We start from the raw sequence: 26182 nt of genomic DNA, 5'->3' as shown, positions 1-26182 counted from the left end.
AGGGCTTCGTGTGCCCCCCGGCGGGCGGGGGTCCGGCGGGCGCCGGGCGGCGGGCGGGCTCATCGGGTGTCCTCCGGGGTGTCGGCGGTGAGCAGGAGCTGGCGGACGTCGAGGTAGTGGGACCGGAACCCGGCCTCGGAGTAGGCGAGGTAGAACTCCCAGAGGCGCCGGAAGACCCGGTCGAAGCCGAGGGCGTCGACGGCGTCCGCCTCGCGGAGGAAGCGGGCGCGCCACTGCCGGAGGGTCTCGGCGTAGTGGTCGCCGTAGCCGGTGTCGTGGGTGACGCGCAGTCCGGCGGCGGTGCTCTCGCGGGCGAGGGCCTCCGGTGAGGGGATGAGGCCGCCGGGGAACACGTACTTGCTGATCCAGGTATGGGTGCGGGCGGTGGCGAGCATCCGCTCGTGCGGCATGGTGATGGCCTGGAGTCCGATCCGGCCGCCGGGGGCGAGGAGGCGCCGCAGGGCGGTGAAGTAGTCCGGCCAGTACTCGGCGCCGACGGCTTCGATCATCTCGACGCTGACGACGGCGTCGTAGTGGCCCCGGACGTCCCGGTAGTCGAGGAGTTCGACGGTGACGCGGTCGGCGACCCCGGCCCGCACCACGCGCTGCCGGGCGAGGGCGAGCTGTTCCTCGGAGAGGGTGACCGTACGGACCTGGGCACCGCGCAGCGCGGCGCGGACGGCGAGTTCGCCCCAGCCGGTACCGATCTCCAGGAGCCGGGTGCCGGGGCCGGTGCCGGTCAGGTCGAGGAGCCGGTCGATCTTGCGGTGCTGGGCGGCGGTGAACTCCGCGTCGGGAAGGATCCCGGGCGTGTCGGGGAGGGGGTCGAAGACGGCGGAGGAGTAGCTGAGGCCCGGGTCGAGGAAGAGCGCGAAGAGGTCGTTGGAGAGGTCGTAGTGGCGGTGGATGTTCTCGCGGGCCCCGTCGGGGGTGTTGCGGTCGGCGGTGGGCCTGCGGCTGACCCAGGCTCCGCGCAGTCGGCGCAGGGGGGCGGGCACGAGGTCGTCGACGTGCCGGGCGAGGACGGTGAGGACGCCGACGAGGTCGTCGGCGTCCCATTCCCCGGCCATGTACGACTCCCCGAAGCCGATGAGACCGTCGGCGCCGATGCGGCGGTGGAACGCGTCGGGGTCGTGGAGCACGAGGGTCGGTACGGCGGGCTCGCCGCGCCCGGGGAGGGGGGTCGGCCCCCCGTCCCCGGCCGCCCGCCGCCCGGGGACGAGGGGCGCGGGGCCGTGGGTCCCCCGGGCCGGAACGGTGCCCGGGGCTTCGCGCCGCCCGGGGACGGGGGGCGTGTCGGTGGCGGTCCGGACCCGCAGCGGCAGCCGGGCGAAGGCCCGGCCGACGAGGTGGCGGGCGACGGCGGTGCGCGCGGCGGACGCCCGGGGCGGCCGGGCGACGTCGGGCCAGCGCTCGGGGTCGATCCGGACGGGTCCCGTCGGCGCGACGGGGGTGGCCGGGGGGAGCGACAGGGTCACGGGGTGCCCTCCTCGGGCGAGTGGGTGGGACGGGGGCGGACGGGGAGCCCCTTGAGGTACAGGCGGATGCCGTGGCGCCGGATGCCGGCCGAGACCCCGAGGGTCGGCCAGGGGTGCCGCAGGGCGGCGGCGAGCAGGTTCCGGGTTCCGGCGGGCCGGTGGACGCCCCGGACGGTGGCGGTCAGGGGGCGGGTGCCGTCCGGGTGGCGGAGCTGGACGGTGAGGTCGAGGCGGTCGCCGGGGAGCGGGAGCCGCATCCGGTAGACGCCCTCGACGTCGAGGAACGGCGAGACGTAGAACTGTTTGGCGGTCTCGGCGCGGCCCCGCGCGTCGGGGCGCAGGACGTAGCAGTGGCGTCCGCCGTACGTGTTGTGGACCTCCGCGACGACGCAGACGGGACGTCCGACGCGGTCGTGGCACCAGTACAGGGTGAGCGGGTTGAAGACGTGCCCGAGTACGCGCGCGTGGGTGAGCATCAGGACGTGTCCGTCGGCGTCGTGGACCCCGTGGGCGGCGAGCCTTGCGTCGAGACCGGCGCGCAGGGTGGGGGCGTCGCCGTCGAAGTGGTCGCGCGGGTCGAAGCGGGCGAGGGGCCGCAGCGGGACGGGGAGCACGGGCAGGTCGTCGAGGTCGACCAGCCACATGTAGGTGCGGTGGCGCAGGGCGTACCGGAAGGGGGTGACGCGGGTGTGGGCGATCTCGGTCTCGTACAGGGCGGGTACGGACGGCGCGGCGGCGGCGACGGCGTCCGGGGCGCGGGGCACGGGCGTGGGGGTGGTCACCAGTCCACCCCCAGGCTCCGGGCGGCCGTGACGCCGGAGCGGCAGCCGTCCTCGTGGAAGCCCCAGCCGTGGTAGGCGCCCGCGTAGGCGGTGACGGGGCTGTCAAGGGTGGGCAGAAGCCGCTGGGCGGCGACGGACTCGGGGGTGTAGACGGGGTGTTCGTAGGTCATGCGGGCGAGGACGGTGGACTCGTCGACGCGGTCGCCGGGGTTGAGCGTGACGATGTGGGGTTCGTCGGTGGGCAGCCGCTGGAGCCGGTTCATGTCGTAGCTGACCTGTACGGCGTCGGGGCGGGCGGTGCACGAGGGGAGCCAGTAGTTCCAGGAGGCGCGGGCGTGGGGCGAGCGCGGCAGCAGTGAGGTGTCGCGGTGCAGGACGGTCGGGTTGCGGGAGTACGTGAAGGCGCCGAGGACGCGCCGTTCCTGTGCGGTGGGGTCGGCGAGGAGGCGCAGGGCCTGGTCGGGGTGGACGGCGAGGACGACGGCCGTGTGTTCGGCGGACTCCCCGTCGGCGGTGACGACGGTCGCCCGGTCGGCGCCGCGCACCACGGCGTGCACCGGGGTCGCGGTGCGGACCGAGGCGAGGGACTTGGCGACGCGTTCGACGTAGGCGACGGAACCGCCGGTGACGGTCCTCCACCGCGGCGAGCCGGTGACCGAGAGGAGTCCGTGGTGGTCGAGGAAGCGGAACAGGTACGCGGCCGGGTAGCGCAGCGCCGTGTCGGGGGCGCACGACCAGACGGCGGCGACGAGCGGGACCGCGAAGTGGCTGACGAAGTGGGCGGAGAACCGGTGGTCGCGGAGGAAGTCGCCGAGGGTGCGGGTGGTGTCGTCGGCGGCGAGCAGCCGACGCGCGGCGCGGTGGAAGCGCGGGACGTCGGCGAGCGTCAGGAGGTGACGGCCCCGGAGGGCGTTGCCGCCGCCGAGGAGGCCGCGGAGCCCGCGCGCGCCCGCGTACTCCAGTCCGCATCCGTCGCAGCGGACGGACATGCTCATCTCGGAGTCCTGGGTGGTGACGTCCAGCTCGCGGAAGAGGCGCAGGAGGTGGGGGTAGGTGCGGTCGTTGTGGACGATGAAGCCGGTGTCCACCTGGAGGGTGCCGCCTTCGGGGGCGGGCAGTTCATGGGTGTGCGCGTGTCCGCCGAGCCGGTTCTCCGACTCGTAGAGGACCACGTCGTACGCGCGGGACAGGACGTGGGCGGCGGTGAGTCCCGCCACCCCCGACCCCACCACGGCGACGCTTCGTCGGTTCATCGTCTCCACCCCTCGTGTGACGGCTGCCGTCCGTTCCCGGCGGCGGCCCGTGCTTCTGCTGATGGTTCGGAGCCCGCGGGCCGCCGGACGGGCCGGGCGGGGCGGGCGGCCCCCGGTCGTGGCCGGGCGGCGGGCGCGGCGGGCCGGTCCGGCCGTCCGCGCGGGCTCACCCGCCGGTGGCGGCGGGGGCCAGGTTGTGGCGCATGCTCCGGAGGCCCCGGCGGGCGTGGCTCTTGACCGTGCCGAGGGGCAGGCCGGTGCGGTCGGCGATCTGGATCTGGGTCAGGTCGGCGAAGTAGGCCAGGGTCAGGACGTCGCGCTGGACGCGGGGCAGCCGGGCCAGTTCCTCGGTGACGAGCAGCCGGTCGAGGACCCGCTCGGGTTCCCCGGTGGTCCCGGTCTCGTGCTGGAGGGCGGAGCCGAGGACCGAGGCGAGTTCGGTGCGGCGGGTGCGGGCGGTCAGGGCGTCGGCGGTCTTCCGGCGGGTGATGCCGACGAGCCAGGCGGGGAGGCTGCCCAGGTCGGGGCGGAAGTTGGCCCGGCCGCGCCAGGCGGCGACGAACACCTGCTGGGTGACGTCCTCCGCCTCGCGTACGTCGCCGAGTGCGCGCGCGGCGAGGTTGTGCACGAGGCCGCCCCAGCGGTGGTAGGCGGCGTCCAGGCAGCGCTCGTCGCCCTGGACCAGGCCCCGCGCGATCGTATCGGCGGCTTCGCCCTCGCCCGGGGCGCGCAGGGGGAGGGGCTCCGTCGCGGTACCGGGGCCGCAGGTCGTCCGGTGTGCGGTCATGACGGTTCCTCCTCCGGGCGGTGGCGCGGACGTCCACCGGGGCGGTCGGCGGGACCTGACCGGCCCCGTGTCCTCTCACCGTCCGGCCCACGGAGCACCCGACTCAAATCGCACCGTTTCCGCATCGATACCGAGGGCGGCGGTACGGGGCGGGGTGACGGGCGCCGCACATCCGGTGCGGCCGGGCACGGTCCACGACCGAGCGGACGGTCCGGGGCGGAGCGGACGGAACACGTACGGAGTCGGCGGAGCACATGCGGGGTCGGCGGAAGACGTGCGGGGTCGGCGGTCCAGGGACGGAGCGGACGACCGCCTACGGAGTGGGGCGGTCCACCCGTGAAGCGGACGGTCCACCCGAAAGAGGCTTCCGGAAGAACGTCCCGCCCACGGAGATACGCCGAACCCGCCGCCATCCGGAGGCGCGTCGGCTCCGAAGAGTCGACGGAGACCGAACCCGAGACGCCGCCGGGCCGCCCGTACGGCGGTCCCGGACCGCCCCACCCACCGAGGACCACCATGCGCTGGACACACCGCCTCCGAAGGGCCGCCCCGGACGGCCGCCCTCCGCACCGCCACCGCCCGCACCGCCCCGGACACCCGGAGTGCGGCCGGTGACGCGTCCTCTCTCCTCCGGCTCCCGCGACACGAGCGCGCGGAGCGAGCGGAGCGACCTGTCCGACGTCATGCGGCAGGTGGCCCAGGGCGACAAGGCCGCCTTCGCCACCCTCTACGACGCCGTCGCACCGCTCGTCTTCGGCATCGTGCTCAAGGTCGTGCGCGACCGGGCCCAGTCCGAGGAGGTCACCCAGGAGGTCATGATCGAGGTGTGGCGGCAGGCCGCGCGGTACCGGCCCGAGGCGGGCCGCGTCACCACCTGGGCGGCGACGATCGCCCACCGGCGGGCCGTCGACCGGGTCCGCTCCGCGCAGGCCGCGTCCGACCGGGAGCAGGCCCGCGCCGCCCGCGAGCACACCACCGCCTTCGACGAGGTCGCCGAGCAGGTCGAGACCCGGCTGGAGAGCGAGCAGGTCCGCCGCTGTCTGCGCGGACTCACCGAGATCCAGCGCCAGGCCGTGACCCTGGCCTACTACGGGGGGCTCACCTACCGTGAGGTCGCCCAGACCCTGAGCACACCGCTTCCCACCATCAAGACACGTATGCGCGACGGCCTGATCCGCCTCCGCGACTGCATGGGGGTGACCACGTGAAACAGCACCGCTCCGACGTCCACACCTTCGCCGCCGCCTACGCCCTCCACGCCCTCGAACCGACCGAGCACGACGACTTCGGCACCCATCTGCCGCACTGCGAGGACTGCCGCAGGGACGTGGCCGAGTTCGAGGCGACCGCGGCCCGGCTCGCCGCGGCCACGGGCCGGACGCCGCCGGACGGCCTCAAGCAGCGGACCCTGGCCGCCGTGGACGGCGTACGGCAGCTGCCGCCGCCGGTGGACGTGGCCCGCCCGACGGCCGGCCTCGCACGGCGGCTGCGCGGGAAGGCCGTGCCGCTCGCCCTCGCCGCCAGTGTCACCGCCGCCGTCTCCCTCGCGGGCGTCGCCACCTGGCAGCACCAGCGGGGCGAGCAGGCCCGGGAGCAGTCCCAGCGGGCGGAACAACGGCTCGACACGGCCGGTTCCGTCCTCGCCGCACCCGACGCCCGTGCCGTGCACGGGCGGACCACCGGAGGAGCCCTCACCACGGTCGTGTCCTCGGACAACCGACGGGCGGCGGTCTTCACCGCCAGCGGCCTCCCCACCCCGGCGGCGGGCCGCACCTACCAGCTGTGGCTCGCCAGGGGAGGCAGCATGCACCCGGCCGGGCTCGTCCACGGCGACGGCACCGTCGTCCTCGACGGCGACCCCTCGGGGGCCACGGCGGTCGGCCTCACGGTCGAACCCGCCGGAGGGTCCGCACAGCCCACCACGCAGCCGCTGCTCCTCCTCGCGCTCCCCTCCTGACCCCTGTGCCACGCGAACGGCCGGGCATACGAACAGCCGGGCACCCGCACGGCCGGGCACCCGCAGCAAGGTGCCCGGCCCCGGTGCCAAGCGGCCGGTCCCGGCCCCGACCCGTTCTCGTCCGCCCCTGTCCACCCCGGCATCCCCGGCATCCCCGGTGCCGACCATGCCGTCACGAGCCTCCAGCCCCTGACCCGCCCGCCCGCCGAAACCGTCGAAGTCACCGGCTCCTGACGGGTTACCGAGAGCCGTCCGTCCGGGTCGCACCCGCCGACGGAGAGCCGGCCCGGAACTCTCCGCCACCCTCACCCCTACGACATTCGAGCGAATATGACGGATCTTCATCACATCACCCGAAATCGAATGTCCTACTGTCATGACGATCGACGCACACACCGAACCACTGCCCCGCCTCCGCCGTCGCCGGACCGGAGCGGGAGCACTGCCCGCCCCCGACGAGCGGCGGCGCCTGCGCCAGACGTGGCAGCTGTCCGAAAGGCAGGTAGCCGAGGCCTTCGGCGTCACCGTCACGACGGTGCGGTCCTGGGAATCAGGCCGCACCTCGCCCAACGGGCGCCGTGGAGAGGCGTACTCCGCCTTCCTCCGAGGGCTCGGACAGGCCGAGGACGCCCGGACCGCCCGGGTCCCCCGCACGCCCACGGCACTCGTACGGGCACGCCGGAGCGCGGAGCGCGCCGGACGGCCGCACGACACTGCTACGCGCCCGCTCCCGCACCTTCACGCCTCCCCACCCTCGGGCGCTCATGTCCCACCGGTCCCGGACACTCGCCGTCGGCCCGCTCTGCCCTCGGGGGCCCCTTCCCAGTCGGTCCCGGTCCCGGTCCCGGTCCTGATCCCGTCGACCTCGACACAGACACAGACACCGATCCCTGCCCCGGCGCCCCGGGGGCGTGTCATCGGTCTCGCGGTCGGCTCGCCGCCTGACCCCGTCTCACCCGGGCGACGGCGCAGATGGCGTCGGTCGGCCACCGCCGCCGGAGTGTGGACGGCCGTGCTGTACGTGCTCCTCACCTGCCCGCCACCCGCTCCTCTCTGATCTCCGGGGAGCAAGTGGCGGGCAGATACGGCTCCGTCGAGCCGCCATGTCCGTCGGGCCGTGCGCGACGGGCCGGAGGAGACGGGACTCCGGGAGTGCCGGAGGAGCCGCAAGCGCCAGAGGAACGGTGAACGCCGGGAGATCCCTGGTCAGACGCGTCCGGTGACCGTCACGGTGACGTGGGCGTGTGCCGCTCCGCCCGGCAGCAGCGATTCCAAGCGGTCCTCGACGGCCCGCCGCGCCGCGCGGGCGACTTCGAGGGTGCGGTCGTTGCTGAGGGCCACCAGGCGCACCCCGACGTCCCAGGACCCGCCGCCCTCGGCCTCGCGCACCGAGATGCCCGCGCTCGTCCCGTCGGGCCCCGGAGCGCCCGCCGAGGACCTCAGCAGCCCGGAGAGCCGGGGCCTGAGGAAGGCGACGCCCGGCACCTCCAGTACGGCGCGGGCGATCTCCTCGGAGAGCGTGACGCGGGTGGTGTCGGTCATCGGAACGTCCCTTCGGGTTCGGCGGACTTGCTCGCGGCACCGGAGATCACGACCTCGGGCACCACTGCCTCGCGGGCCGCGGTACCGGAGATCACGACTTCCGGCACCACCGCCCCGGAGGCCACAGTGACGGAGATCGCGGCCTCGGGCACCGTGGCCCCGGAAGCCACAGTGGCGGAAATCGTGTTGCCGGGGGTCACGCCGTCCCGGGGGCCGCGATGTCGGAGATCACGATGTCCACGGCCCCGACCGGCATCCCCAGGGCGCGGTCGGCCGCCCCGCGTACGGCGAGGCGGATGGTTTCGGCGACGGTGGGGAGGTGCCGGTCGGCGGGCGCGTGCACCTCGATGCGGACGGTCGGCACCGCGCCCGCCGCCGTGCTGTGGAAACGGCACGATCCGGCCCTGACGCCGGGGACTGTCTCCGCCGCCGCCCGCAGCGCACGCGCGGCCACCGCCTCCATGATCCACAGGTCCTCGGCGGCCCGCCCCAGCGGAAGCGGCCTTCCCGGGCGCAGTTCGAGCCGTACGACCTCCATGATCCGGCTCGTCAGCGACGCGGTGTCCCCCACGGGGAGGTCCGGCTCGTCCCGCAGTCTCCGTACGGCCGACCCGAGCCGTTCGAGGTCGTCCACGGCCCGGCGGCAGGCGTCGCAGCCGGACGGGTGCGGATCGGGCTCACGGGAACCGGGCAGATGAGCAACGGAGACCCCGGGTCCGGACACGTGGGAATCAGGCGCGTGAGGCTCGGACGCGTAGGGATCGGACGCGTAGGGATCAGACGCGTGCGGTACGGGCTCGCGGCGCTCGGCGAGGGCCCAGACCTCGGCGAGCAGCCGCCCGCAGGGCAGGCGCTCGTCCGCGCCGTCGAACCCGTCCTCGTGGTCGGGCGGCGTGGTGTGCGTGGTCATCGCCAGTCCCCCATCACTCGTGTCAGACAGCGTCGTGCGCGGAAGACCCGGGCGCGCACCGCCTCCTGGCTGATCCCCACCGCTTCCGCGATGAACTCATAGGAACATCCGTCGAGTTCGCGCAGGACCCAGCAGGCCCGCTGCTCGGCGGAGAGGAGGCCGAGCGCCTCGCGCAGTTCGCGGACCGCGTCGCGTGCCTCGGCGATACGCGGCGGGGACACCGTGTGCTCGGGCGCCTGCACGTCACCTGCGGCCTCCAGGGGTGCCGTGGTGGCGCTGCGGCGGAGCACGTTCAGACAGCGGTTGGTGACGATCCGGTACATCCAGGTGGCGAAGGAGGAGCGGCCCTGGAACTGGGGAAGTCTGCGCCAGGCGCTGATGAAGGCCTCCTGAACGGCGTCCTCCGCCTCGGTACGGCCCCCGAGGAGCCGGGTGGCGAGCCGGATCAGCGTCGGCGCGTGCCGCTGCACGAGCACGGCGAACGCCTCCTCGTCGCCCTCGGCCGACCGAGCCACCAGCAGGGGCTCGTCGCTCCTGTCGTCCGGGGCAGGCAGATCAGGGAGGTCAGGGAGGTCAGGCGCATCGTCCGGGTCGGGCGGATCGGGCGGGTCCTCGGCCCAGGACGGCCTCCGGGGCTCCGGCGGGCCGTCGAGGGTGTCCGGCGGAACGTGGTCGGTACGGGCACCCGCCATCGGGCGGCTCCTCTCCCCGGCCTCCGGTCCGTGGACAGGCCGGAGGCCGCGCTGTCACGCGTCCTTCGGAGCCGAGACGGTGTCCGGATGCCCCACAGGGGCACCCGACAGATGTTCGTACGGTCACTGGCGCCGTCCGTACGGGGCACGGGCAGGCCTTCCGACGCGCGGCCCCTTGCCCTGCCGCCGTCTTCCCGGCGCCCGGCCCCGCTCCTCCCCCTGGACCCCACCCCGGCATCCGGCTTCTTCCGGACATCCGGCTCTTTCTCAGTGCCCGGACTTTTCCCGACTTCCCGCGTCACAGCGCCGGACGACCGGTGTCAGTAGAGGTGAAGACAGCTCACCGCCGTACCGAACCGAGAAGAGAAAGGGTGCGGGCGGTCCACCGCCCCACCGAGGAGGAAAACCATGACCCCCCAGACCGCTTCCGCCACCCAGCACGTCCCGGCCCCGTCCGTACCGGCCCCGGCGGCTCCGGGGCCCGAAGGGGCGGACCGTCCCGTGCACGAGCGGGGGAGGACGTCGATCGCCGAGGTGGTCGTCGTGAAGGTGGCCGGCATGGCGGCGCGCGAGATCCACGGCGTCCACGACATGGGCGGCGGGATCGCCCGGACGATCGGCGTCGTCCGCGACCGGGTCCCCGGCGGGCGCCCCCACGTGGGCCGGGGCGTGAAGGTCGAGGTCGGCGAGCGCCAGGCGGCCGTCGACCTGGACCTGATCGTCACGTACGGCGTCCCGATCACCGAGGTGGCGCGGGACGTCCGGGAGAACGTCGTCGAGGCCGTGGAACGCATCACCGGTCTGGAGGTCGTCGAGGTCAACATCGCCGTCAACGACGTGCACCTGCCGGACGACGACCGGGAGTCCCCGGTCGACACCCGCGTGGAGTGACCCCGTCCCGGCGGCCCGTGTCCGGGAGACGACACCTGGCCGCCCGTCCAGTCGGTCCTGCCGCCACCGAGGCGGCCCGGAGAAGGGAAGTAACGGATGACGGCGTCGTCCACAGGCATGGCGGCCGGGATGGCCCTGGGTTTCGCGGGCTGGTTCGGAGGCCTTCCGGCCTTCCTCCTCGTGGCCGCCCTGGGCACGGCGGGGTGGGCCGTCGGACACTGGCTGGACGGCGGCGGCCGGGTCCAGGACCTGTTCGACGCGGTCGGACGGGGCCGCCGATGACCCGCGCGACCCCACCCACGACCGCTCCGGTGCCCGACGCCGTCGCTCCGGCCGCCGCCCGCACCTCGCCCCCCGGCACCCTCAGCGTCTCGGAGAAGGCCGTCCGCAGGATCGTCGAGCGCACCGCGAGCGAGGCCCTGCCACCGGGAAGCACGGTGACCCGCGCGACCGCCCGAATCCGGGGAGGCCGCGCCCGCACGGGCGTACGGATCGCGTTGACCGTCACGCCAGAAGGCCGCACCACAACGACCGGTCCCGTACGGGCGACCGGCTCCGTCACCGCCGCCGTACGGGCCGTCCAGGACCACGTCTCCTCCCGCACGGAACTCCTGACCGGTCTGCGGGTGCCCCGCCCGAGCGTCGAGGTCACGGCCCTGCGGCTGCCGGTGCGGACGGCACCGCCGGTCGCGGCCCCCGTGCCGACAGTCCCCGCGCCCCGACCGGCCGTGAGGGAACGGCCGGCCCCGGCAGGCCGACGAGGGCCGCGCGTCCCCCGCCGCCGGTGGTCCCCGCGCCGGGTCCCGCTGACCACGCTCGCCCTCGCGGTGGCGCTGCCCTCCGGAGCCGCCACGGCCGACGAACTGCGGGTCCGGATGACCGGCGGACGCCCGGCGGCCTGGCGCACGGACCTCCTGGACCGGTTCGCCGGATACGGTCCGGGCGATCCCGAACTCCTCCTCCTGGCCCTGCTGGCCGCCGGGACCGGTGCCCTCCTGATCGCCCTGGCAATCCTCCCCGGCCGACGCGGACCGTGGCCCGTCTCCTCCGCGCCGGGTCTGGTGTCGGCGGTCGACCGGAACCTCGTCGCGGCACTCGTACGGGAGACGGTGGCGGCGACGCCCGGCGTCACCCGGGTACGGGTCCGCGCCCGGCGGCGGCGCGTCACCGTCCGGGCGCGTCTGCTCCATGGCGACCCGTCCGCCACGACACTCGCGGCGGAAGCGGCGGCGGCCGGCGTCATCACCGCCTGCTGCCCGCACCGCCCGCCACACTCGCGCGTCCGGCTGCGCCCCGACGACCTGTGGGTACCGGACGGCCCGAAGGACACCGAGCACACCGAGCACACCGAGCACACCGAGCACACCGAGCACACCGAGCACACCGAGCGTACGGACCTCCCGGACCGTACGAACACCGGGAACACCGGGAACACCGCGCGGCCTCAAGGAGGAGTCCGATGAGCGACGGAACCGCGACGGCCGCCCGCCGCCTCGCGCTCGGCCTCTCGGGCCTCGGGCTGCTGGCCCTGGGCGGATTCGCGGCGGTGGAGGCGGGCCCCTGGCCCGTACGACTCCCGTCGTGGTGGCCGCTCCCCGGGAAGGGCGCGCCCCTTCTCGGCGCGCACGGCCCGGTGGGTCTCACCGCCCCCGGATGGTGGCCGTACGCGCTGGCCGCCGTCTGCGGGGTGGCCGCAGCCCTGTTCGCCGGGACACGGGCGCGCGGGCCGTCCCGGCTGTCGCCGGCCGCCCCGGACACGGCACTACGGACCCGGGCACTGCGGAACGCGGTCAATACCAGGACGCGGGCCGTCCCCGGTGTGGCGCGCTGCCGCAGCCGCGTGACCGGACGGCGCCTGCGACTCCTCATCCACATGGACGTCTCTCTGCACCCCGGGACGACCCCACAGGAAGTGATCCCCGAACTCTTCACTCTGCAAGGCGACTTGGAGTACGCACTGGCTCCCCGGACCGTTCTCCTGCGGGTCCGGTTCCGCCGGGCCCGCCTCCGTCTCCCCCGCGGCGGGCGCGCCTGACGGACCCTGGCCGGAAGACGACGCCCGGCCGGATGCCTCAGCCCTTCTGACGGAGAATGAGGACATGCACAGCTGGAGTCCGCCGCAGAGCGGACCGTTCGTGGGGCGGAAGCGGGACATCGACGAGCTGGTCTCCCTGGTACGGGACCGGCGACTGGTCACCCTCGTGGGCATGGGCGGGATCGGCAAGTCCCGTCTCGCCGCGCGGGTCGCGGTGGAGGTCGAGGGCGCCCCGTTCACCGCCGGGCACTGGGCACCCCTCTGGTCACTGACCAACGCCACCCTGCTCACCCCGCTGGTCGCGGACGCCTGCGGCCTGTCGGACCACTCCCCCAACGATCCGGTCGACGCCCTCGCCGCCCGGATCGGCACGCGCCGGGTGCTGCTGGTCCTGGACTCCTGCGAACACCTCGTCGGCGCATGTGCCGCGCTGGTCAGGGCACTTCTCGCGCGGTGCCCCGCGCTCGTGGTCCTGGCGACCAGCCGGGAACCGCTGGGGACGGACGGCGAGACGGTCTTCCACGTCGGCCCGCTCTCCCTCGACACCGAGGCCCTGGAACTCTTCTCGGCGCGCGCCGCCGCCACGGGCGTACGGTTGACCAGCCCCGAGGAACGCGTCGCCGCCGCAGAGGTGTGCCACTGGCTGGAGGGCGTCCCGCTGGCCCTCGAACTGGCCGCCGCCCAGCTCCCGGAGCGCCCCGCACCGGCGATGGCCCGGCTGTTGCGCGGCAGACTGGCGCTCGCCGAAGGCCCGGACAGCCGGGTCCTGCCGGTACGGCACCGGGCGCTGCGGACCACGATCGGCTGGAGCCACGAACTGTGCGAGCCGCATGAACGGCTCCTCTGGGCGCGGCTGTCGGTGTTCCGTTCGGGTGCCACGGTGAGCGATGTGAAGTGGGTGTGCCGGGGCGGGCCGTTGACCGACGCGCGGCTGGAGGCGGCGATGGAGGGCCTGATCCGCAAGAGCGTGCTGACCCGTTCCGGCGACCGGCTGCACGTTTTCGACGCGGTGCGCGAGTACGGGGCGTTGTGGCTGGCGGAGCTGGGCGAGACACGGGCGACGGCCGACCGTCACGCGCGTCATTTCCAGCGGCTCGCCTTGGCGGCCGAACACGCCTGGTGGGGGCCTCAGCAGTCGTCCTCGTACGCCACGCTCGCCGCCTGTTACGGCGATCTGTGCGACGCCCTCGAACACCTCCTCGCGACGAACCCGGTCGGAGCCGCGGAACTGGCCGGTTCCATCGGCTTCTTCTGGGCCTGTTCGGGCCATCTGCACGAGGCGGCGCACTACTTGGAGGAGTGCATCCAGACACCCGTCACGGACCCGGGCGTCCTGGCGCGGCTCTGCTGGGCGCTCGGCGTGGTGCGGTGTCTCAGGGGCGAGTACGAGGCGGCGGAGCGGCTGGCCGACAGGACACAGGAGGAGGCGGTACGGGAGGCGGACGGCACGCTGCTCGCGGACGCCGCCTATCTGCGAGGCCTCGTGATGCTGATGCGCGGCGAGCCGCTGGGCGCGCTCGCCGTCTCGGACCTGGCGCTCGCGGGCCCGGGCATCGGCGCCCCGGCGACGGCACGGTGCCGCCTGGTACGGGTCTTCGCCCTGACGGCGTCGGGTGACCTCGGAACGGCCCGCGCCGAAGCCGAGGCACTGCGCGCGGACGCGGTCTCGGTGGGCGAGCACTGGACGCGTTCCTATACGGAGTACCAGTTGGCGGTGATGGCGCTCCTGGAGCAGCGGTCGGCCGACGCCGCCGGTCACGCCAGGGCCATGCTGCGGGACAAACGGCTCATCGGCGACGCCTTCGGCCTGGGCCTGGGCCTCGACCTGCTGGCAGCGGCGCTGACAGCACTGGACCGCGCGGAGGAGTCAGCCGCGGCCTCGGGCACCGGCCAGGTCTTCTGGGAACTGGTGGGCCACCCTCAACGAGGCACCCCCGAACTGGAACCGATGCGCCGGCACGCGGAGCAGACAGCCCGCCGGAGAATCGGAGACACGGCCTACGACAACACCTACTTCCTGGCCACCCTGTCGGACCCATACACAACACTGGAATCAATCCTCACAACCAACTGAAAAACCAGACCAGAAACCCCACCGGCCCAGCTTCCCCTGCCAGAATGAAGCCATGCCAAACACCCCCCACAAAGGAAAAGATAAAGACAAAGCCCACCTGAAACCCCAGCCCAGAAAGGGTGGTCCCCACGCAGGCGGGGGTGTTCCGTCCGGTGTCACGGTGGCCACCACCACGGCGTCATGGTCCCCGCGCAGGCGGGGGTGTTCCGTCCTTCAGCTTCTCCCTGAAGGAGCGGCTGTCGTGGTCCCCGCGCAAGCGGGGGTGTTCCGCTCCGCGGCCTGGTCCTCGGTCATGTCGGTTCGTGGTCCCCGCGCAAGCGGGGGTGTTCCGAGCATGGACGCCAGCACGTTCCTGGCCGCCATGTGGTCCCCGCGCAAGCGGGGGTGTTCCGCCCCCTGTGGCCACAGGGGGCTACGCAACAACGTCAGCTGTCGCCGCACGAGTTGCACGGGAACATGGTCTGTGAGACGCAATTTCCATGGTCGTCGTACGAGTACACCGTGCTCTTCTGCCCGGAGCAGGTCTTGGTGTTGTACGGCATCCCCGGCAGCGGGTCAGGTAGCTGCCGACAGCGCGAAACGCTCTGGTCCCGTCGGTGCCCCATGGTAGATCTCCTTGTGCTCGGCGGTTGGGTTCCAGGATCCGGAACAGCCGGTGCAGTACCACGTCCAGTGGTCCTCGGCACCCGGCCGGGTGCGGGTGGTGTCCTTCCAGACGAGCCGGTTGTCCGGGCACTGGGGGCATGACGGAGGCGTGAGCACCATGTGAATCTCCTCAAGGGGTGTCACTTCACCGTGCCGCCTCCACCTGTCGTGCGTGGTGCGGAATCGCCCGTCCTCACTCCATCGGGGGATGATGTCCCGCCCCGGTCGGCGTGCTGCCACCACTTCGTGAGGGGGCTCCGACCGCGACGGGGATCCAGGAGACGGTTCTACCGCCAAGGAAGCGGCAGCTCCGTGTCGTGCGCCTGGCGCATGTGCCAACGGAGACGAACCTGGGCCTGCGCCTCCGCGCTCGGATGACGCTCCCCGGCCACTTCTTCCCTCTTCACTTGGAGGGTCGTGCATGGCGCACGGCCCCTCCACCCGACCTCTTCCTTGCAAGGAGCATCGGACGGAGAGTCAGGCTTGACGACCCACGTTCGCCGACGTCTTCCGGCAGCCATCCTCCAGTTGGCCGTGCTCGCAGCGTTCGAGCGCATCGCCGCGCCTGTCCGAGCTGTGGTCCGGGGCCTTAGCGGTGGTCAGCGGGGGCAGAGGGGCTCGGTGCGTACGGAGCCGCCCTGGTTCTCGTCGTCCGTGCCGAGCACTCCGGCGCCGGGGCCCTGCGGGCATCCGAGGGCCTCGATCTTGTGCCCGGGGTAACGGGCGAGCTCCCTCGGTGTCGTGCGCAGTTCGAGGACGGGGCCGGCGCCGGGCCGCAGCGGCGGTGCCGGTCGTACCGTGCCCGCGTCGTACACGGCGGAGTCGAACGGCCCGTCGTCCCCCGCGTCCGACGCGGAGGTCACCGTGATCCGTCCGGTGCCGGAGACGGCGAGGTCGCTGACGTGCCGCACCCCCTCCACCGGATAGGGGACCCGCAGGGGTGCGCTGTCGGCGGGGCCGAAGGCGAGCGTGGGCCAGTCGAGCCGGGCCGCGCGGACGACCGCCGGGTCCTGGTCCTGGCCTCGATGCGCCCACACCGCCGTCAGCCCGCCCCTGAGACCGACGAGCGCGAAGCCCTCGTAGTTGTCCCCGGACACGACGCCCGGGACAGTGAACTCGCGCAGTACGCGTGCCGTGCCGTCGGCCACGGCGAAGTGGTAACCGTGGCCGGAACTCTCCAGCGCCGCGTACTCCCCGGCCCTGCCGGGTACGGCGCTGAGGGACTCCAGGTCCACCGGCAGCGGGCCCTCCCAGGTCAGGACGTCGGCCCGGGGGCCCTCCCCGGTCCACCGGACGGCCGAGACGCGCTTCTCGCCGCCGCGCTTGTTGTCGTGCACGACGAGCAGCTCGCCGCCGGGCAGGAAGGACGCGCCGCTGACCCCCGAGACGATGCCCTCGCCGACCCGGTCCCATTCCTCCGCCGCCCCGGCGCTCCCCGGACCCTGGCCCAGCACAGCCGCCACCACCGCACCCGCCACCGCGTACCGCCGCCATGTCACCATGGGGCCCACTGTGCTGGGCGGCCCGGCCCCGGCACACGGCGACACACGCGCTCTCACCCGATGGCCCCAACGAGCCGCCCCGGCCGGTGGAGGATTCGCGCCGGGCACGGGTGGACACGGCAGGGCCCCGACCTCCGCGTGGAGGCCGGGGCCCGGTGGGACCAGCCGGAGGGAGGCTCTACCAGAGCGTCCATTCGAAGTCGTCGCCGCTGTGGCACGGCTGGATGTCCAGGGGGGCGTCCACGGGCTGGATGCCCGCGCCGCTCACGACTTCGAGGCACTGGTTGTCACTGGCGTAGTTGCGGATCCAGAACGTCTTGCCGCCACGCGAGTCCAGCCACCACAGCTGATTGTCGTCCGTGGTGCCGTTGCAGTAGAACTCCGCGATCCTCGTGCCGGGAGGGCGGCCGTCGAACTCCCCCAGATCCATGCAGAGCCCGTCCTTGCGGTTCCTGATCTGGAAGAGGTCGGTGGAACCGGGGCCCTTGCCCTTGTACCTCACCTCGAAGTCCCAGAGCTGGTTGTCCTGGTCCGTGCCGTTGCAGTACCACTGGTTGACCGGACCCTTGGCCTGGCCCCCGTCGTTGTACGGCACGTCGGCGCACATCTTCGTCGACAGGTTCCGGAGCAGCACGCGCTTCATGTTGGAGTAGTTGGGCGGAGGCGGGGGCTTCGGCTTGCTTCCCCGCACGGGCGCCTTGGGCTCGGTCTTGGTCTCCTTCTTCGGGGGCTGTTCCTTCGGCTTCTCGCCCTTGACCGGGTCCGGTGACGACGGGGGCGCGGTCGGGCTCGGTGCTTCCTTCGTCCGCGTGGGCTCCGCCGTCTTCGGGCTCGGGGTCACGGCCTCGGGCGACTTGGGCGCGTAGGTCCCCGGCCGTACCGTCTCCGTGTCCTTCTGCAGGGTCTGTGCCGACGCCTGTCCGGCCATCGCCGCAGGCTCGGTCTTGTCGTCGTAGTCGCCGCCCATGACGAGGAACGGCACCGCTATCAGCAGGGCGCCCCCGATGCCCGCGGCGGCGAGCAGCGCTTTGGTGGGGCGGCCCGAGGGAGGGTCGTCCCCGGCGGAGCCGGTATCGCCTTCCGATGTCCCGGGCGGGCCCCCGGCCTCGGCGGCCACCGATGCGAACGAGCCCGCGCCGCCGTCCGTCCTCCCCTCCGCCGAGGACGATTCCCCGGGGGAGGTCTCCGCGGAGGCGGTCTCCCCGGAGGCGGTCTCCTCGGCCGAGAACGGCTCCGCTACGGAGGCGGCCTCCGCGCCGGAAGGGACGGAACCACCCACGGCGGAGGACGGTTCCGGCATGTCCCTGGACGCTTCCGCCCCTGTGGGTGGCTGGGCTCCGTCCTTCGTACCGCCCTCCGGGGAGGAGTCCGGCTCCTCCTCGGGTACGGCGGTCTCGGCGTCGGCCGAGCGGGGCCGCAGCGCCTGGGCATCCGGCTCGGTGTTCGTACCGCGCATGGTGACGGCACGGCGTACGACGGGCCCGGTCAGCCCGTTCTCTTCCTGTGCTGGCATCGAGTCTCCGCTTTCTGTTCGGCCAGGTCGGTCAGTCGGACGGTGTACGGGCCATGGCCCGTCGCAGCGGGCCCTCGCACGGCCAGGGCCATACGGGCGGGCCGGGCGCCGGGGGACGCTCGCGCAGCGCCTCGTCCAGACGGGCGAGCGCCGCGAGATCCTCCGCGTCGAGTTCCGTGCCGCCGTGGCGGGCCGGGGCGTCCGGGCGGGTGAGGGGCACCTCGCGCAGCAGGATGAGCGGCGAACCGCCCTCGTCGCGGACGTCGAGCACCCGCAGGAGGGTGCCCGGCGGCAGCACCACCTCGTGCCGCGCCGGGTCCGACCCCGGGCGGTCGGCGAGCTGACGGACCCGGCGCGCCGTCACCGACCACACGGCGTACCGCGCTCCTCCCGGCGTGGGTACGTCCGCCCCGACGGGCAGCGCGCACACGGGGGCGGGGTCGCGCAGCAGCGCCCCGGGTTCCAGGACATCGGCGTCCGGCCCATGGGCATCGCCCGCGCCACGGAGCGCGAGCCCCCGGTACGAGGGCATCCGGCGCAGTCCGGAGGTCACGCAGGCGGCGTACGGCAGCAGTCGCCGGTCCCCGTCGCGCAGTCCCCGGGCGAGCACCTCGGGGCTCAACGGGCCCTCAGGAGTGTGCAGATAGAGGTGGAGGGCGATCAGATCGGCACGGACCGCTTCCTGCTCCTGGCCGCGCAGTGCGGGCAGACGCGTCAGCGTCCGGCTCACGGCCGTGCCGTGCCGGTCCCATTCGGCCCCCGCCAACGCCCGGAAGGCCACCCGCTCGCCCTGCGTGCTGACATGGCCGGGCATGAACGGCACCGGCAGCAGCGGTCCGAACGCAGCGGGCTCATGTGTGCGTGGCATTTGGGGTGTTGGGTTTGGTGGGGCTGGTGGAGCCGCTGGGCGGAGTGAGGTGATGGGGCCGGGCAAGGCAATCGGGTCGGCGGGAGCAGTCGGGGTGGCCGGTGGCGCCGGGATGACAGGGGCGGTTGGGCTGACGGAGGTGGTGGGGGCCGCTGAGGTGGTGGGGACTGTCCGGGCCACCGGGACAGCAGCGGGCGCCGGGACGGCACCCACTCCAGGGTCTGCGGGGGCGGCCGGGGAGCCCGGCTCGGCCGGAATGCCGCCTCCTCGGGGGGTGTCAGGGGCAGCTTGGACGTCCGCGACGGCCGGAACCACCGACGTGGGCGGGGTGGACGGGCCGACTGGGGTGGACGGGGCCTCCCGGACCACCGACTTGGAAGGGGTCACCGGGGTCGCCGGGACCGGCAGGTTCGCTGGGACCACTGGAACCACCGGAACCACCGGGATCGACGGATCGTTCGGGTGCTTGGTGGCGCGTGGTTCGGTCGTGGTCGTCTCCGTCAGGGCGTCCGTGGTCTCGGTGGGCATCCCCGTGGCCGTGGGTACGGCGCGCGGCGGCGCCACGGGGCCACTGTGATCCGCCACGTCCGGGACGGGGCCGCCCTGTGTCACCTCACGCCGTCCGGTTGACCGCTTTCCGGCCCCGTCCGCAGGAACACCCTCCGGACGGGCTTCGTCCGGACAAGCCTCATCCCCACGGGGCTCGGTCGTCCGGGTTTCGTCCGGAAGAGCCGCGTGCCCACCGTCACCGCTGCGAACAGACGCGGCAGGCGAGGCGTCCCTCCCCGGCGTCCCCCCGGTCTCCTCGGCCTTCCCGGCTTCTCCCGTCTCCCCGGTCCCCTCCGGGACAGCGGCCTCCAGTGGGGATCGCCGCACGTCCGGCCACTGCCCCGCTCTGTCCGGAACCGCACCGGTCCGGGGCGGCTCCGGTGCCGCCGTCTCCGGCGGGTCCTCGGGTCCCTCGCCGGTGTCCAGCGCCGGGCCGCGCCCTCGTTCCGGTGCCGAGACCGGAGGCCTCGCATGATCGGCGGTCGCGGTCGGCTCGCTGTCCGAAGCCCGGGCGCGGCCCTTCAGTGTTCCGCCACCCGTATCCGACGGGGTGTCCCGGCCGGTGTCGCCACCGGCACCCGCCGGGACCGGGCGTACGCCGGGCGCGGGCGCCGCTGTGTCACGCCCCGCGCCCCTCTCGGGCCCTGGCATCTCTCGCCCGGCGGACCGTACGGCCCCGTGGACGCCCGGCTCCGGGGCGGTGCCCGTCATCGGGACAGGGTCAGTCATCGGGGCGGTGCCCGTCATCGGCGGGCGGGCGGGAGAGGTTCCCCCGGGCGGCCCGGCCGTTGTCGGGGCTCGGGAAGGTGTCGGGGCATCCGGCACCCTCCCTGGCCCTCCCCCGGCGGACCCGCCCGAAGGTACGGGCCGTCCCGAAGGCGTCGGCCGTCCCGCCGAGGGAGCCGACGACACCGGGCCTCGGGCCGCATCGGGGAAAGCCCCGTGGTGCGTGCCGGACATCGGCGCTGTCGGTGCTGTCGGTGCGGCGGAGGCTGAGGCGGGGACGGGGGCAGGGGCGGGAGCCGGTCGGTCCGGCTGTGCCGCCCGGCCTCGTACGACGCCTCCGGGCTGCGGCGGACGGGCCTCGGCGGCGGTCGGCGGCGGGAGGCCGGGACCGGCCGCCCCCTCCATCGCCGGGCGCCCGGGACCATGGCCGCGCGGGCCGGTCTCCGGGGACGCCGGCCGGGTGCCCGGTGCGGGGAGCGGGCCGACGGACGACAGAGGGCCCGGAACGGAGCCGGGGGCTCGGGCGGGGCGCGGAGTGAAACGCAGGGTGCGGACACCGTGCCGGGCCGCCAGGGTCCGCAGTGCCTGTCCGCCGTCCGTGGCCGTGCCGTGGACGTACAGCCGTGCCCGGCGCGACAGATCGGTGCCGAGACCGGAGAGCAGCCGGGCGAGTTCGGGCCAGAGGGAGGCGTCGAGTTCCTCGCCGGAACGGCCCACTTCGACAGCGGGTCCCTCGGGGTCCACCTCACGGGCCACAGGAGCGGAGGCCTCGGCGTCCGGTTCCGTGGCCCCGGTGACCCAGAGCCCGGCGCGGGTCACCGTGACCTGCCACCGGTCGGAGAGCCGTACCGTGCCCTGCTCGGCGTTGCCGCGCCCAGGGACGGGCGATCTCCACCGGAGCAGACGGGGGGCGGGCACGGGCCCGCCGTCGACGGCAGGCGCGCACACCACCGCGTCGACGAACGGCCGCCACCGGGTGGCCCCGTCGGCGCCGATGACCACGGACTGCGCGAGGGCGCCCCCGCCCGGGGCGTCGGGGCCGAGCAGCGGCATCCCGGTGCTCACCACCAGTTCCGTCCCGAGCAGTTCGGCCGTTTTCTGGCCGGTGCGGAGGATGTCCCGGGGGCTGCCGGGGGCGAGCCGCACCCGGGGGCGGAGGTCGGGGGGCAGCGCGGTGAGCACCTGGCCGAGGTCGGACGCCGAGACGTCCGCGCCCTCCGGGACGCCGACGAGGACGGTCGGTCCCCGGGGGTCCATCGGTACCGAATAGCACAGGTCACCGCGCTCCGGCTCGGCAGCGTAGGGCGAGCGCGCCAGCAGTCCCGCCGGGATCTGGTGGATCACACAGCCGCTGTCCGTGCGTCCGGGGACCCCTTCGATCCCTGCCTGCCAGGCGGGTGACGGCTGGCGGGTGCCCAGGGCCACCGGCCGCACCCCGGGCGAGAAGCTCCACCAGCCCCGGAAGTGGGGCGGATCGGGGCGGACGAAGAGGGAGCCGCCGGGAACGATCTGGACCTCGCCGTCGGGGGCGATGACCTCCATCTCCCAGGCGTCGGCCACACGCCGGGCCACGGAGGGCCGTTGGGGCCGTTCGTCCCCCGCGCCGGACATCACGAGCCGGACGGTACGCGTGCCCGCTTCACGGAGGGTGTCGAGCAAGGTGCTGAGGGAGCGCCAGAACTCCTGCTCCGAGGCGCCGTTCGGGTCCGTCGTGCCGGTGACGACGGTGGTGACGCCCGGCTCCGCGCCGAGCAGATCGGCCAGTTCACGCGTGGCGGTCCCGCCGATCGTGACGTCGTGCGCGGCACGGAGCAGGATCAGCGTGCCGTACTCCTCGACGAGTGGAGCCCGGCCGGGTTCCGGGGCGGCGGCACCGGTCTCCTCCGGCGGGGAGGCGGACGCGCGGGTCCGTCCTGGATCCCGCCCCGCCCTGGCCCGACCGCCGAACCACCACGACCGGTCACCGCCGGAACGGCTCACGTCGCCTCTCCTTCCCACTCGACTCGCCCCGGCGGGTGCGGCGCACCCGCTCGGGTTCCCGGTTCATCACACGGCCCTCTTCCCCGCCTCCGTGCGGTGCGAAGTGGCCTTCCACACCGAGGAAATCGGATCTTACGGAGCACTGCGCGCGGTCGTCCCGCCGAACTGTTCCGACGACGGCGGCACGTGGGGGTTCCCCGCCCGCTCCCCGCTCTCGTCCGCCTCCCCGAACCCGTCCCCGGGGTGTTCGGCCGCGGCTGCCATGACGTCGGCCAGTCCGTCGGTGGTCATCACCATGCTGACCGGGGCGGAGCTGTTGATGCTCAGACTGTGGCCCTGGGGCAGCCGTTCCAGCAGGTCGGGGACCCGTACCCGCTCGAATCCCAGCCGTCCGGCCGCGTGCAGATACGCGGGCGAGGTGTAGACCGGGACGACCGCGGTGCCGTCGGGCGCCGAGGCGCTGACCGGTTCGCCGGTCGCCGTGACCAGGACCGCCACCTCGGCCCGCGCCAGGGCGGCGGCGACGTCCTCCGCCGGGCCGTAGCCGGTGGTGGCGAGCTGGATGGCGGCGTCCACGTCGTCCTCGGGCTCGGGCCAGCCGAGAGCTTCCGGGGAGGGCCGGTAGGTCGCGTTGTCCTGCCAGTCGACGATCGCGCCGTCGCCGTCGGAACGCCACTGGCCCACCACGGCCCAGTCCGGCGGCGCGCCCTCGCCCTGCCAGGCGGGGTCGGTCAGATAGAGCCAGTGGTCCGGCGAGAGCCTGGCGGCCCTGATGAACTCCTCCGGCGGCTGCGGGATGCCGTCGCCCACGGACCGGACGGTGGCCGTCACGTCCGCACCGACGGGAGCCGACCCGGCGGAGACGTACGCCTCGGCATCCGGCGCCCCGGCCGACAACTCGCCCGTACCGGCGGGGGAAGGCACGGCGGAGGCTCCGTTGTCGCTCATGATGTCCTCGCTCACTGGGCCGACTGGTTTCATTGCGGGGTGCGTTCGGTACGGCCGGTACGGCACCCTCGGGCGTCCGGCGCTCCCCCTCGGGCCGCCACTTCCCGACCGTGACGGTCCGGGCCACCCCTGGCCCGTACGCGGACCAGGTCGACTCCCGCGTCAACTCCCTTGACGCGAAAAGCCGCTGGCATGGACCGGGTGGATCGGGGAGACCGCCCGGAACTCGGAGATGCGGAACTCGGGGATCTCGGAGGCCGACCGGATCTCGGAGATCAGGAAGACCGGGAAGATCAGGAACCCCCATCATCACACGTGAGGATGACGCAAAGCCCGCCACCTGAGCTGTTCTTGAGGTAGCACTGACAGTGCGGACGACGAGTGACCTCCGTGCGGGCCGACGCGTTCTCGGCGTGTCCACGCGGGCAGACGCCACCCCACGGAGGGACCGCTCCCTGCGGAGGGAGTGCTCCGCAGGCCGCGAGTGCTCCGCGTCGGGGATCGGGCCCGCGCCCACAGGGGGCGTCATTCCCGGATCATCGCCCTGCGCAGCGCGGCGATCCTTCGCGCCTCCGCCGCCCTGTCCGCGACCGCGATCGTGCCCATGTGTCCCGCCAGCCCCTCCGGTGTCTGGATCCTCAGGAGGAACTCGGCCAGTTCCTCCCGTTCGACGACGTCACGGAACTGCTCGTCGGTGAGCACGGTCACCCCTCCCTGTCCCGTCGTGTCGATCTCCTCGACCGCGACGATCTCGTAGGGCGCGTTCTGGTGGGCGATCCAGCCCTTCTCCGAACCGGAGGCGCCCTTGCGGAGGTACTTCCTCCTGATCCGGACGGTGAGCACGTAGCCGAACCGGGCCTCCGAGGCGAAGGTGCGGGCCGTGACGGAGTCCGTGGTGAACTCGACCAGTTGTTCCGTGTCCGCGTTGCGCTGCTGGCCGACGTACTCCTGGACGGAGCGGGCATCGGGCCTGGCGGTGCTCTCGTCGGCCTCGCGCAGCATCCGGGGGAAGCTGACGAAGGAGTTCCGCCTGATCTCCGCCTCCAGATAGGCGTTCTGCGTGGGGGTCACACCGCGTTTCAGGTGCACTTCCGTGTCGCTGTCCTCGGGCAGTCCGGCGACCAGCTCTTCGGTGCTCGGCGGCGGTGGCAGGTCCCGCAGCGCGAGCCGGCCTCCGGGCGGCTCCGCGACGGTGGGCCGCCCGGTGGGGACCACGGCCCCTGGCAGGTAGCGGCCACCGTCCCGCACCAGCAGGACGGGCGGTCCGGCCTCGACGCCGTACTCCGTCACCACGCCCTCGGCTCGGGCAAGAGCGATGGTGACACCCAACTCCCGTGCTGTGACGGCGAGAACTACCGATTCGACCGCATGTGCCATGACTTCCGGAACAGGTGCGTGGCCCAGGGAGGCGACCAGCAGGGTGAACCGCTGGAGCGGGGTGAGGGCGTGGTGGGGCAAGGTGCCGCCCCGCATCACGGCCTCCGCCTCCTGGCCGCCCTCCAGCGTGACCCCGGCCGTGCGCAGCGCGGCCACCTCGACCGCACGGCCGTCGTCCGGGCGCCGTGCCTCGGCGGAGTCCGGCCGCAGGTCCTCCGGGGCCGTCCGCCGGGCCACCCAGCCGAGCAACTCGGCGGCGGGGACGGGCGGTTCTACCCGGGCGGCTCGCAGGGCATCGCTCAGCGACCGGGCGAGGTCGCCGGAGGGGGCCTCGCCGGTGCCCAGCGCGTAGGAGGTTCCCCTGAGCCGGGCGGTGGCCGGTCCGGTGCGCTCATAGGGGCGGTGGTCGTCGCGGGCCGCCTCACCGCCCACGTCCCCGGCCGTGTCGTCCGTCACGGCGCTCGGCTCGTCCCCGGCGAACGTCGGCGCGGCGGGCAGCGGGACGGGGGCGCCGCCCACGGGGGCGACCGGGACGCCCGTGCCGGGCACGGTCATGGCGGCCGACAGCGGCGCGTATCCGGTGGGCGCCGGGCGGACGTCCTCCACTCGTACGAGCCCGAAGTCGGCGGCGCTCAGCGGGTTTCCAGCGGCGTCCGGTTCCAGGGCGACGGTGGTGCGCCCCGTCCCCGGGTCGGTGTGGAGCGTCGGTGTGCCGTACGCGGCCCACATCGGACGGCCCGTCAGGAGGGCGCTGCGGCCCGGCAGGCTGTCCACGGCCGGGGTTCCGGGGCGGGGCCGGGAGCCGGGGACCAGGAGGACGCCGGGGTCGGCCAGCGGCAGGTGGCCCGTGCCCCCGTCGCGGTAGAGGAGTTCGGCGATCTCCTCGTGCGGCGCGGCGATCCCGCGCATGTCGACGCTGCCGGGGTCACGGCGGTCCGCCCGGTACAGCCAGGGCTGCGCGGAGGCGGACCCGGTGGCACCACCGGTGTGCCAGGGCGCGGGCACGGTGGAGTCGGCCACGAGCGTTCCGTCGGGTGCCCGCCTCAGCAAGGTCAGTCGGGTCGGGTCGAAGTCGACGGTGCCGGCCGGGCGTCCGGTGTGGTCCCGGCCGATGACCGTGCCGTCCGGGCGGCGGACCAGCGTGGTGTCCGCGAACGCGCCGCTCGCTTCGAGGAAGGCCTCGCCGAGTTCCCTCGGCTGCAGGGGATCGCGTCCGGCGGCGGTCGTCATGCGCACGAACTGGAGGAAGGCGTTGCGGTATTGGGGGTCGGGGGCGTTGACGTGGAGGACCTGGGCCGCGACCCGGTCCACCTCGTCGTCCCCGCCCCTCGCCCGGAGGGTGCGCAGGGTCTCTCCCGTCCTGATGTCGGCCCACAGCAGGCGGGACCGTTCGGCGGGTCCCACGGGGGCGGTCGTCGGCAGCCGCAGGACCTGGGCGGCGAGGGCGTCGGTCTCGGGGCGGCCCATGAGCCTGCGTACGGCGTCGGTGACGGTCGGGACGGGGACGTGGGCGGAGAGCGGGGTGCGCGGGTCCCGCGCGAGCCGGTCGGCGGCCCGGCCCAGCACCCGCGCCCTGGCCTCCCGGTCGAGCGGGGTGCCGGGTGCGTGACGCTCGTGGTCGGCCGCCGCGACGCGGTCGAAGAGGTCCAGGGTGAACAGCGGGAGCCGTTCGA

The 26182-nt window shown here is 74.1% G+C and carries 21 protein-coding genes and 1 CRISPR repeat array (1 of these 22 running past the window's edge); of the genes, 8 read left to right on the top strand and 13 right to left on the bottom strand.

The annotated features are described in order from the left end of the window. Positions 1 to 59: 59 nt before the first annotated feature. From ACIRQY_RS02220 to ACIRQY_RS02205, 4 genes are all read right to left on the bottom strand, one after another. The gene (locus ACIRQY_RS02220; RefSeq protein ID WP_403921767.1) at positions 60 to 1478 is read right to left on the bottom strand and encodes a class I SAM-dependent methyltransferase; all 1419 of its coding nucleotides are present in this window, start codon (positions 1476 to 1478) and stop codon (positions 60 to 62) included. Continuing rightward, the gene (locus ACIRQY_RS02215) at positions 1475 to 2260 is read right to left on the bottom strand and encodes a DUF1365 domain-containing protein (RefSeq protein WP_403921765.1); all 786 of its coding nucleotides are present in this window, start codon (positions 2258 to 2260) and stop codon (positions 1475 to 1477) included. The genes ACIRQY_RS02220 and ACIRQY_RS02215 overlap by 4 nt, the downstream gene beginning before the upstream one ends. After that, the gene (locus ACIRQY_RS02210) at positions 2257 to 3513 is read right to left on the bottom strand and encodes an NAD(P)/FAD-dependent oxidoreductase (protein WP_403921763.1); all 1257 of its coding nucleotides are present in this window, start codon (positions 3511 to 3513) and stop codon (positions 2257 to 2259) included. Before ACIRQY_RS02210 ends, ACIRQY_RS02215 begins: the two co-directional genes overlap by 4 nt. A gap of 166 nt (positions 3514 to 3679) precedes the next feature. After that, complete coding sequence (locus ACIRQY_RS02205) at positions 3680 to 4300, bottom strand: RNA polymerase sigma factor (RefSeq protein ID WP_403921761.1); 621 nt, start codon at positions 4298 to 4300, stop codon at positions 3680 to 3682. 611 nt (positions 4301 to 4911) lie between these two features. On the opposite strand from ACIRQY_RS02205, the gene sigK reads away from it, so the two are divergent. The 3 genes from sigK to ACIRQY_RS02190 all read left to right on the top strand — a co-directional run bounded on the left by sigK (position 4912) and on the right by ACIRQY_RS02190 (position 7314). After that, complete coding sequence (sigK, locus tag ACIRQY_RS02200) at positions 4912 to 5508, top strand: ECF RNA polymerase sigma factor SigK (protein ID WP_403921760.1); 597 nt, start codon at positions 4912 to 4914, stop codon at positions 5506 to 5508. After that, entirely contained in the window at positions 5505 to 6257 is a 753-nt protein-coding gene (locus tag ACIRQY_RS02195; RefSeq protein WP_403921758.1) for an anti-sigma factor domain-containing protein, read from the top strand. Before sigK ends, ACIRQY_RS02195 begins: the two co-directional genes overlap by 4 nt. A 376-nt stretch (positions 6258 to 6633) precedes the next feature. Beyond that, a complete protein-coding gene (locus tag ACIRQY_RS02190; RefSeq protein WP_403921757.1) occupies positions 6634 to 7314 on the top strand; it encodes a helix-turn-helix domain-containing protein in 681 nt (226 codons plus the stop codon). Positions 7315 to 7463: 149 nt separating this feature from the next. Here ACIRQY_RS02190 and ACIRQY_RS02185 read toward each other — a convergent pair whose 3' ends face one another. Genes ACIRQY_RS02185 through ACIRQY_RS02170 form a run of 4 tightly spaced genes read right to left on the bottom strand, consistent with a single transcriptional unit; the run spans position 7464 to position 9401 of the window. Further along, positions 7464 to 7799, bottom strand: a complete 336-nt coding sequence (locus ACIRQY_RS02185) for a hypothetical protein (protein ID WP_403921755.1) — start codon at positions 7797 to 7799, stop codon at positions 7464 to 7466. Then, a complete protein-coding gene (locus ACIRQY_RS02180; RefSeq protein WP_403921753.1) occupies positions 7796 to 7999 on the bottom strand; it encodes a hypothetical protein in 204 nt (67 codons plus the stop codon). The genes ACIRQY_RS02185 and ACIRQY_RS02180 overlap by 4 nt, the downstream gene beginning before the upstream one ends. Beyond that, the gene (locus tag ACIRQY_RS02175; protein ID WP_403921751.1) at positions 7996 to 8709 is read right to left on the bottom strand and encodes an Asp23/Gls24 family envelope stress response protein; all 714 of its coding nucleotides are present in this window, start codon (positions 8707 to 8709) and stop codon (positions 7996 to 7998) included. Before ACIRQY_RS02175 ends, ACIRQY_RS02180 begins: the two co-directional genes overlap by 4 nt. Beyond that, positions 8706 to 9401 (bottom strand): RNA polymerase sigma factor, encoded by a 696-nt coding sequence (locus ACIRQY_RS02170; protein WP_403921749.1) that lies wholly within the window; start codon positions 9399 to 9401, stop codon positions 8706 to 8708. Before ACIRQY_RS02170 ends, ACIRQY_RS02175 begins: the two co-directional genes overlap by 4 nt. 408 nt (positions 9402 to 9809) lie before the next feature. On the opposite strand from ACIRQY_RS02170, the gene ACIRQY_RS02165 reads away from it, so the two are divergent. The 5 genes from ACIRQY_RS02165 (at position 9810) to ACIRQY_RS02145 (ending at position 14401) form a co-directional block, all read left to right on the top strand. Continuing rightward, a complete protein-coding gene (locus ACIRQY_RS02165; RefSeq protein ID WP_351792334.1) occupies positions 9810 to 10292 on the top strand; it encodes an Asp23/Gls24 family envelope stress response protein in 483 nt (160 codons plus the stop codon). Between the two features lie 96 nt (positions 10293 to 10388). Then, complete coding sequence (locus tag ACIRQY_RS02160; protein ID WP_403921747.1) at positions 10389 to 10574, top strand: hypothetical protein; 186 nt, start codon at positions 10389 to 10391, stop codon at positions 10572 to 10574. Further along, positions 10571 to 11755, top strand: a complete 1185-nt coding sequence (locus ACIRQY_RS02155; RefSeq protein ID WP_403921745.1) for a DUF6286 domain-containing protein — start codon at positions 10571 to 10573, stop codon at positions 11753 to 11755. Before ACIRQY_RS02160 ends, ACIRQY_RS02155 begins: the two co-directional genes overlap by 4 nt. After that, positions 11752 to 12327, top strand: coding sequence for a hypothetical protein (locus ACIRQY_RS02150; protein ID WP_403921743.1), 576 nt, complete (start codon positions 11752 to 11754; stop codon positions 12325 to 12327). The genes ACIRQY_RS02155 and ACIRQY_RS02150 overlap by 4 nt, the downstream gene beginning before the upstream one ends. Positions 12328 to 12391: 64 nt before the next feature. Further along, positions 12392 to 14401, top strand: a complete 2010-nt coding sequence (locus ACIRQY_RS02145) for an ATP-binding protein (RefSeq protein ID WP_403921741.1) — start codon at positions 12392 to 12394, stop codon at positions 14399 to 14401. 119 nt (positions 14402 to 14520) lie between these two features. Next, positions 14521 to 14793: direct repeats of the CRISPR family, unit length 29 nt; unit sequence GTGGTCCCCGCGCAAGCGGGGGTGTTCCG. An 852-nt stretch (positions 14794 to 15645) separates the two neighbouring features. On the opposite strand, the gene ACIRQY_RS02140 is transcribed toward ACIRQY_RS02145, so the two are convergent. The 5 genes from ACIRQY_RS02140 to ACIRQY_RS02120 form a co-directional block, all read right to left on the bottom strand. Further along, complete coding sequence (locus ACIRQY_RS02140) at positions 15646 to 16548, bottom strand: hypothetical protein (protein WP_403921739.1); 903 nt, start codon at positions 16546 to 16548, stop codon at positions 15646 to 15648. 178 nt (positions 16549 to 16726) lie between these two features. Further along, the gene (locus tag ACIRQY_RS02135) at positions 16727 to 18061 is read right to left on the bottom strand and encodes an RICIN domain-containing protein (RefSeq protein ID WP_403921737.1); all 1335 of its coding nucleotides are present in this window, start codon (positions 18059 to 18061) and stop codon (positions 16727 to 16729) included. 31 nt (positions 18062 to 18092) lie between these two features. Continuing rightward, a complete protein-coding gene (locus ACIRQY_RS02130) occupies positions 18093 to 18929 on the bottom strand; it encodes a hypothetical protein (protein ID WP_403921735.1) in 837 nt (278 codons plus the stop codon). 3387 nt (positions 18930 to 22316) lie between these two features. Continuing rightward, positions 22317 to 23132 carry a type VII secretion system-associated protein gene (locus tag ACIRQY_RS02125; RefSeq protein WP_403921733.1) on the bottom strand — a complete coding sequence of 272 codons (816 nt, stop codon included), beginning with the start codon at positions 23130 to 23132 and terminating at the stop codon, positions 22317 to 22319. 525 nt (positions 23133 to 23657) lie between these two features. After that, positions 23658 to 26182, bottom strand: partial view of a lonely Cys domain-containing protein gene (locus ACIRQY_RS02120; RefSeq protein WP_403921731.1) — the 3' end only. It continues 24292 nt past the right edge of the window; the window shows 2525 of its 26817 coding nt (coding positions 24293-26817); its start codon lies off the right edge, out of view; the stop codon is at positions 23658 to 23660.

Origin of the sequence: Streptomyces sp. NPDC101490, from assembly GCF_044767145.1 — a bacterium.
Classification (GTDB): Bacteria; Actinomycetota; Actinomycetes; order Streptomycetales; family Streptomycetaceae; genus Streptomyces.
Note: the sequence above shows the minus strand (reverse complement) of the source record. Positions and strands in the feature narration are given on the sequence as shown.

Coding starts and splice junctions, on each gene's coding strand:
- ACIRQY_RS02210 (WP_403921763.1), bottom strand. CDS start 3,513: ATGAACCGACGAAGCGTCGCCGTGGTGGGGTCGGGGGTGGCGGGACTC.
- ACIRQY_RS02205 (WP_403921761.1), bottom strand. CDS start 4,300: ATGACCGCACACCGGACGACCTGCGGCCCCGGTACCGCGACGGAGCCC.
- ACIRQY_RS02190 (WP_403921757.1), top strand. CDS start 6,634: ATGACGATCGACGCACACACCGAACCACTGCCCCGCCTCCGCCGTCGC.
- ACIRQY_RS02185 (WP_403921755.1), bottom strand. CDS start 7,799: ATGACCGACACCACCCGCGTCACGCTCTCCGAGGAGATCGCCCGCGCC.
- ACIRQY_RS02175 (WP_403921751.1), bottom strand. CDS start 8,709: ATGACCACGCACACCACGCCGCCCGACCACGAGGACGGGTTCGACGGC.
- ACIRQY_RS02170 (WP_403921749.1), bottom strand. CDS start 9,401: ATGGCGGGTGCCCGTACCGACCACGTTCCGCCGGACACCCTCGACGGC.
- ACIRQY_RS02165 (WP_351792334.1), top strand. CDS start 9,810: ATGACCCCCCAGACCGCTTCCGCCACCCAGCACGTCCCGGCCCCGTCC.
- ACIRQY_RS02160 (WP_403921747.1), top strand. CDS start 10,389: ATGACGGCGTCGTCCACAGGCATGGCGGCCGGGATGGCCCTGGGTTTC.
- ACIRQY_RS02155 (WP_403921745.1), top strand. CDS start 10,571: ATGACCCGCGCGACCCCACCCACGACCGCTCCGGTGCCCGACGCCGTC.
- ACIRQY_RS02150 (WP_403921743.1), top strand. CDS start 11,752: ATGAGCGACGGAACCGCGACGGCCGCCCGCCGCCTCGCGCTCGGCCTC.
- ACIRQY_RS02145 (WP_403921741.1), top strand. CDS start 12,392: ATGCACAGCTGGAGTCCGCCGCAGAGCGGACCGTTCGTGGGGCGGAAG.
- ACIRQY_RS02140 (WP_403921739.1), bottom strand. CDS start 16,548: ATGGTGACATGGCGGCGGTACGCGGTGGCGGGTGCGGTGGTGGCGGCT.
- ACIRQY_RS02135 (WP_403921737.1), bottom strand. CDS start 18,061: ATGCCAGCACAGGAAGAGAACGGGCTGACCGGGCCCGTCGTACGCCGT.
- ACIRQY_RS02130 (WP_403921735.1), bottom strand. CDS start 18,929: ATGCCACGCACACATGAGCCCGCTGCGTTCGGACCGCTGCTGCCGGTG.
- ACIRQY_RS02125 (WP_403921733.1), bottom strand. CDS start 23,132: ATGAGCGACAACGGAGCCTCCGCCGTGCCTTCCCCCGCCGGTACGGGC.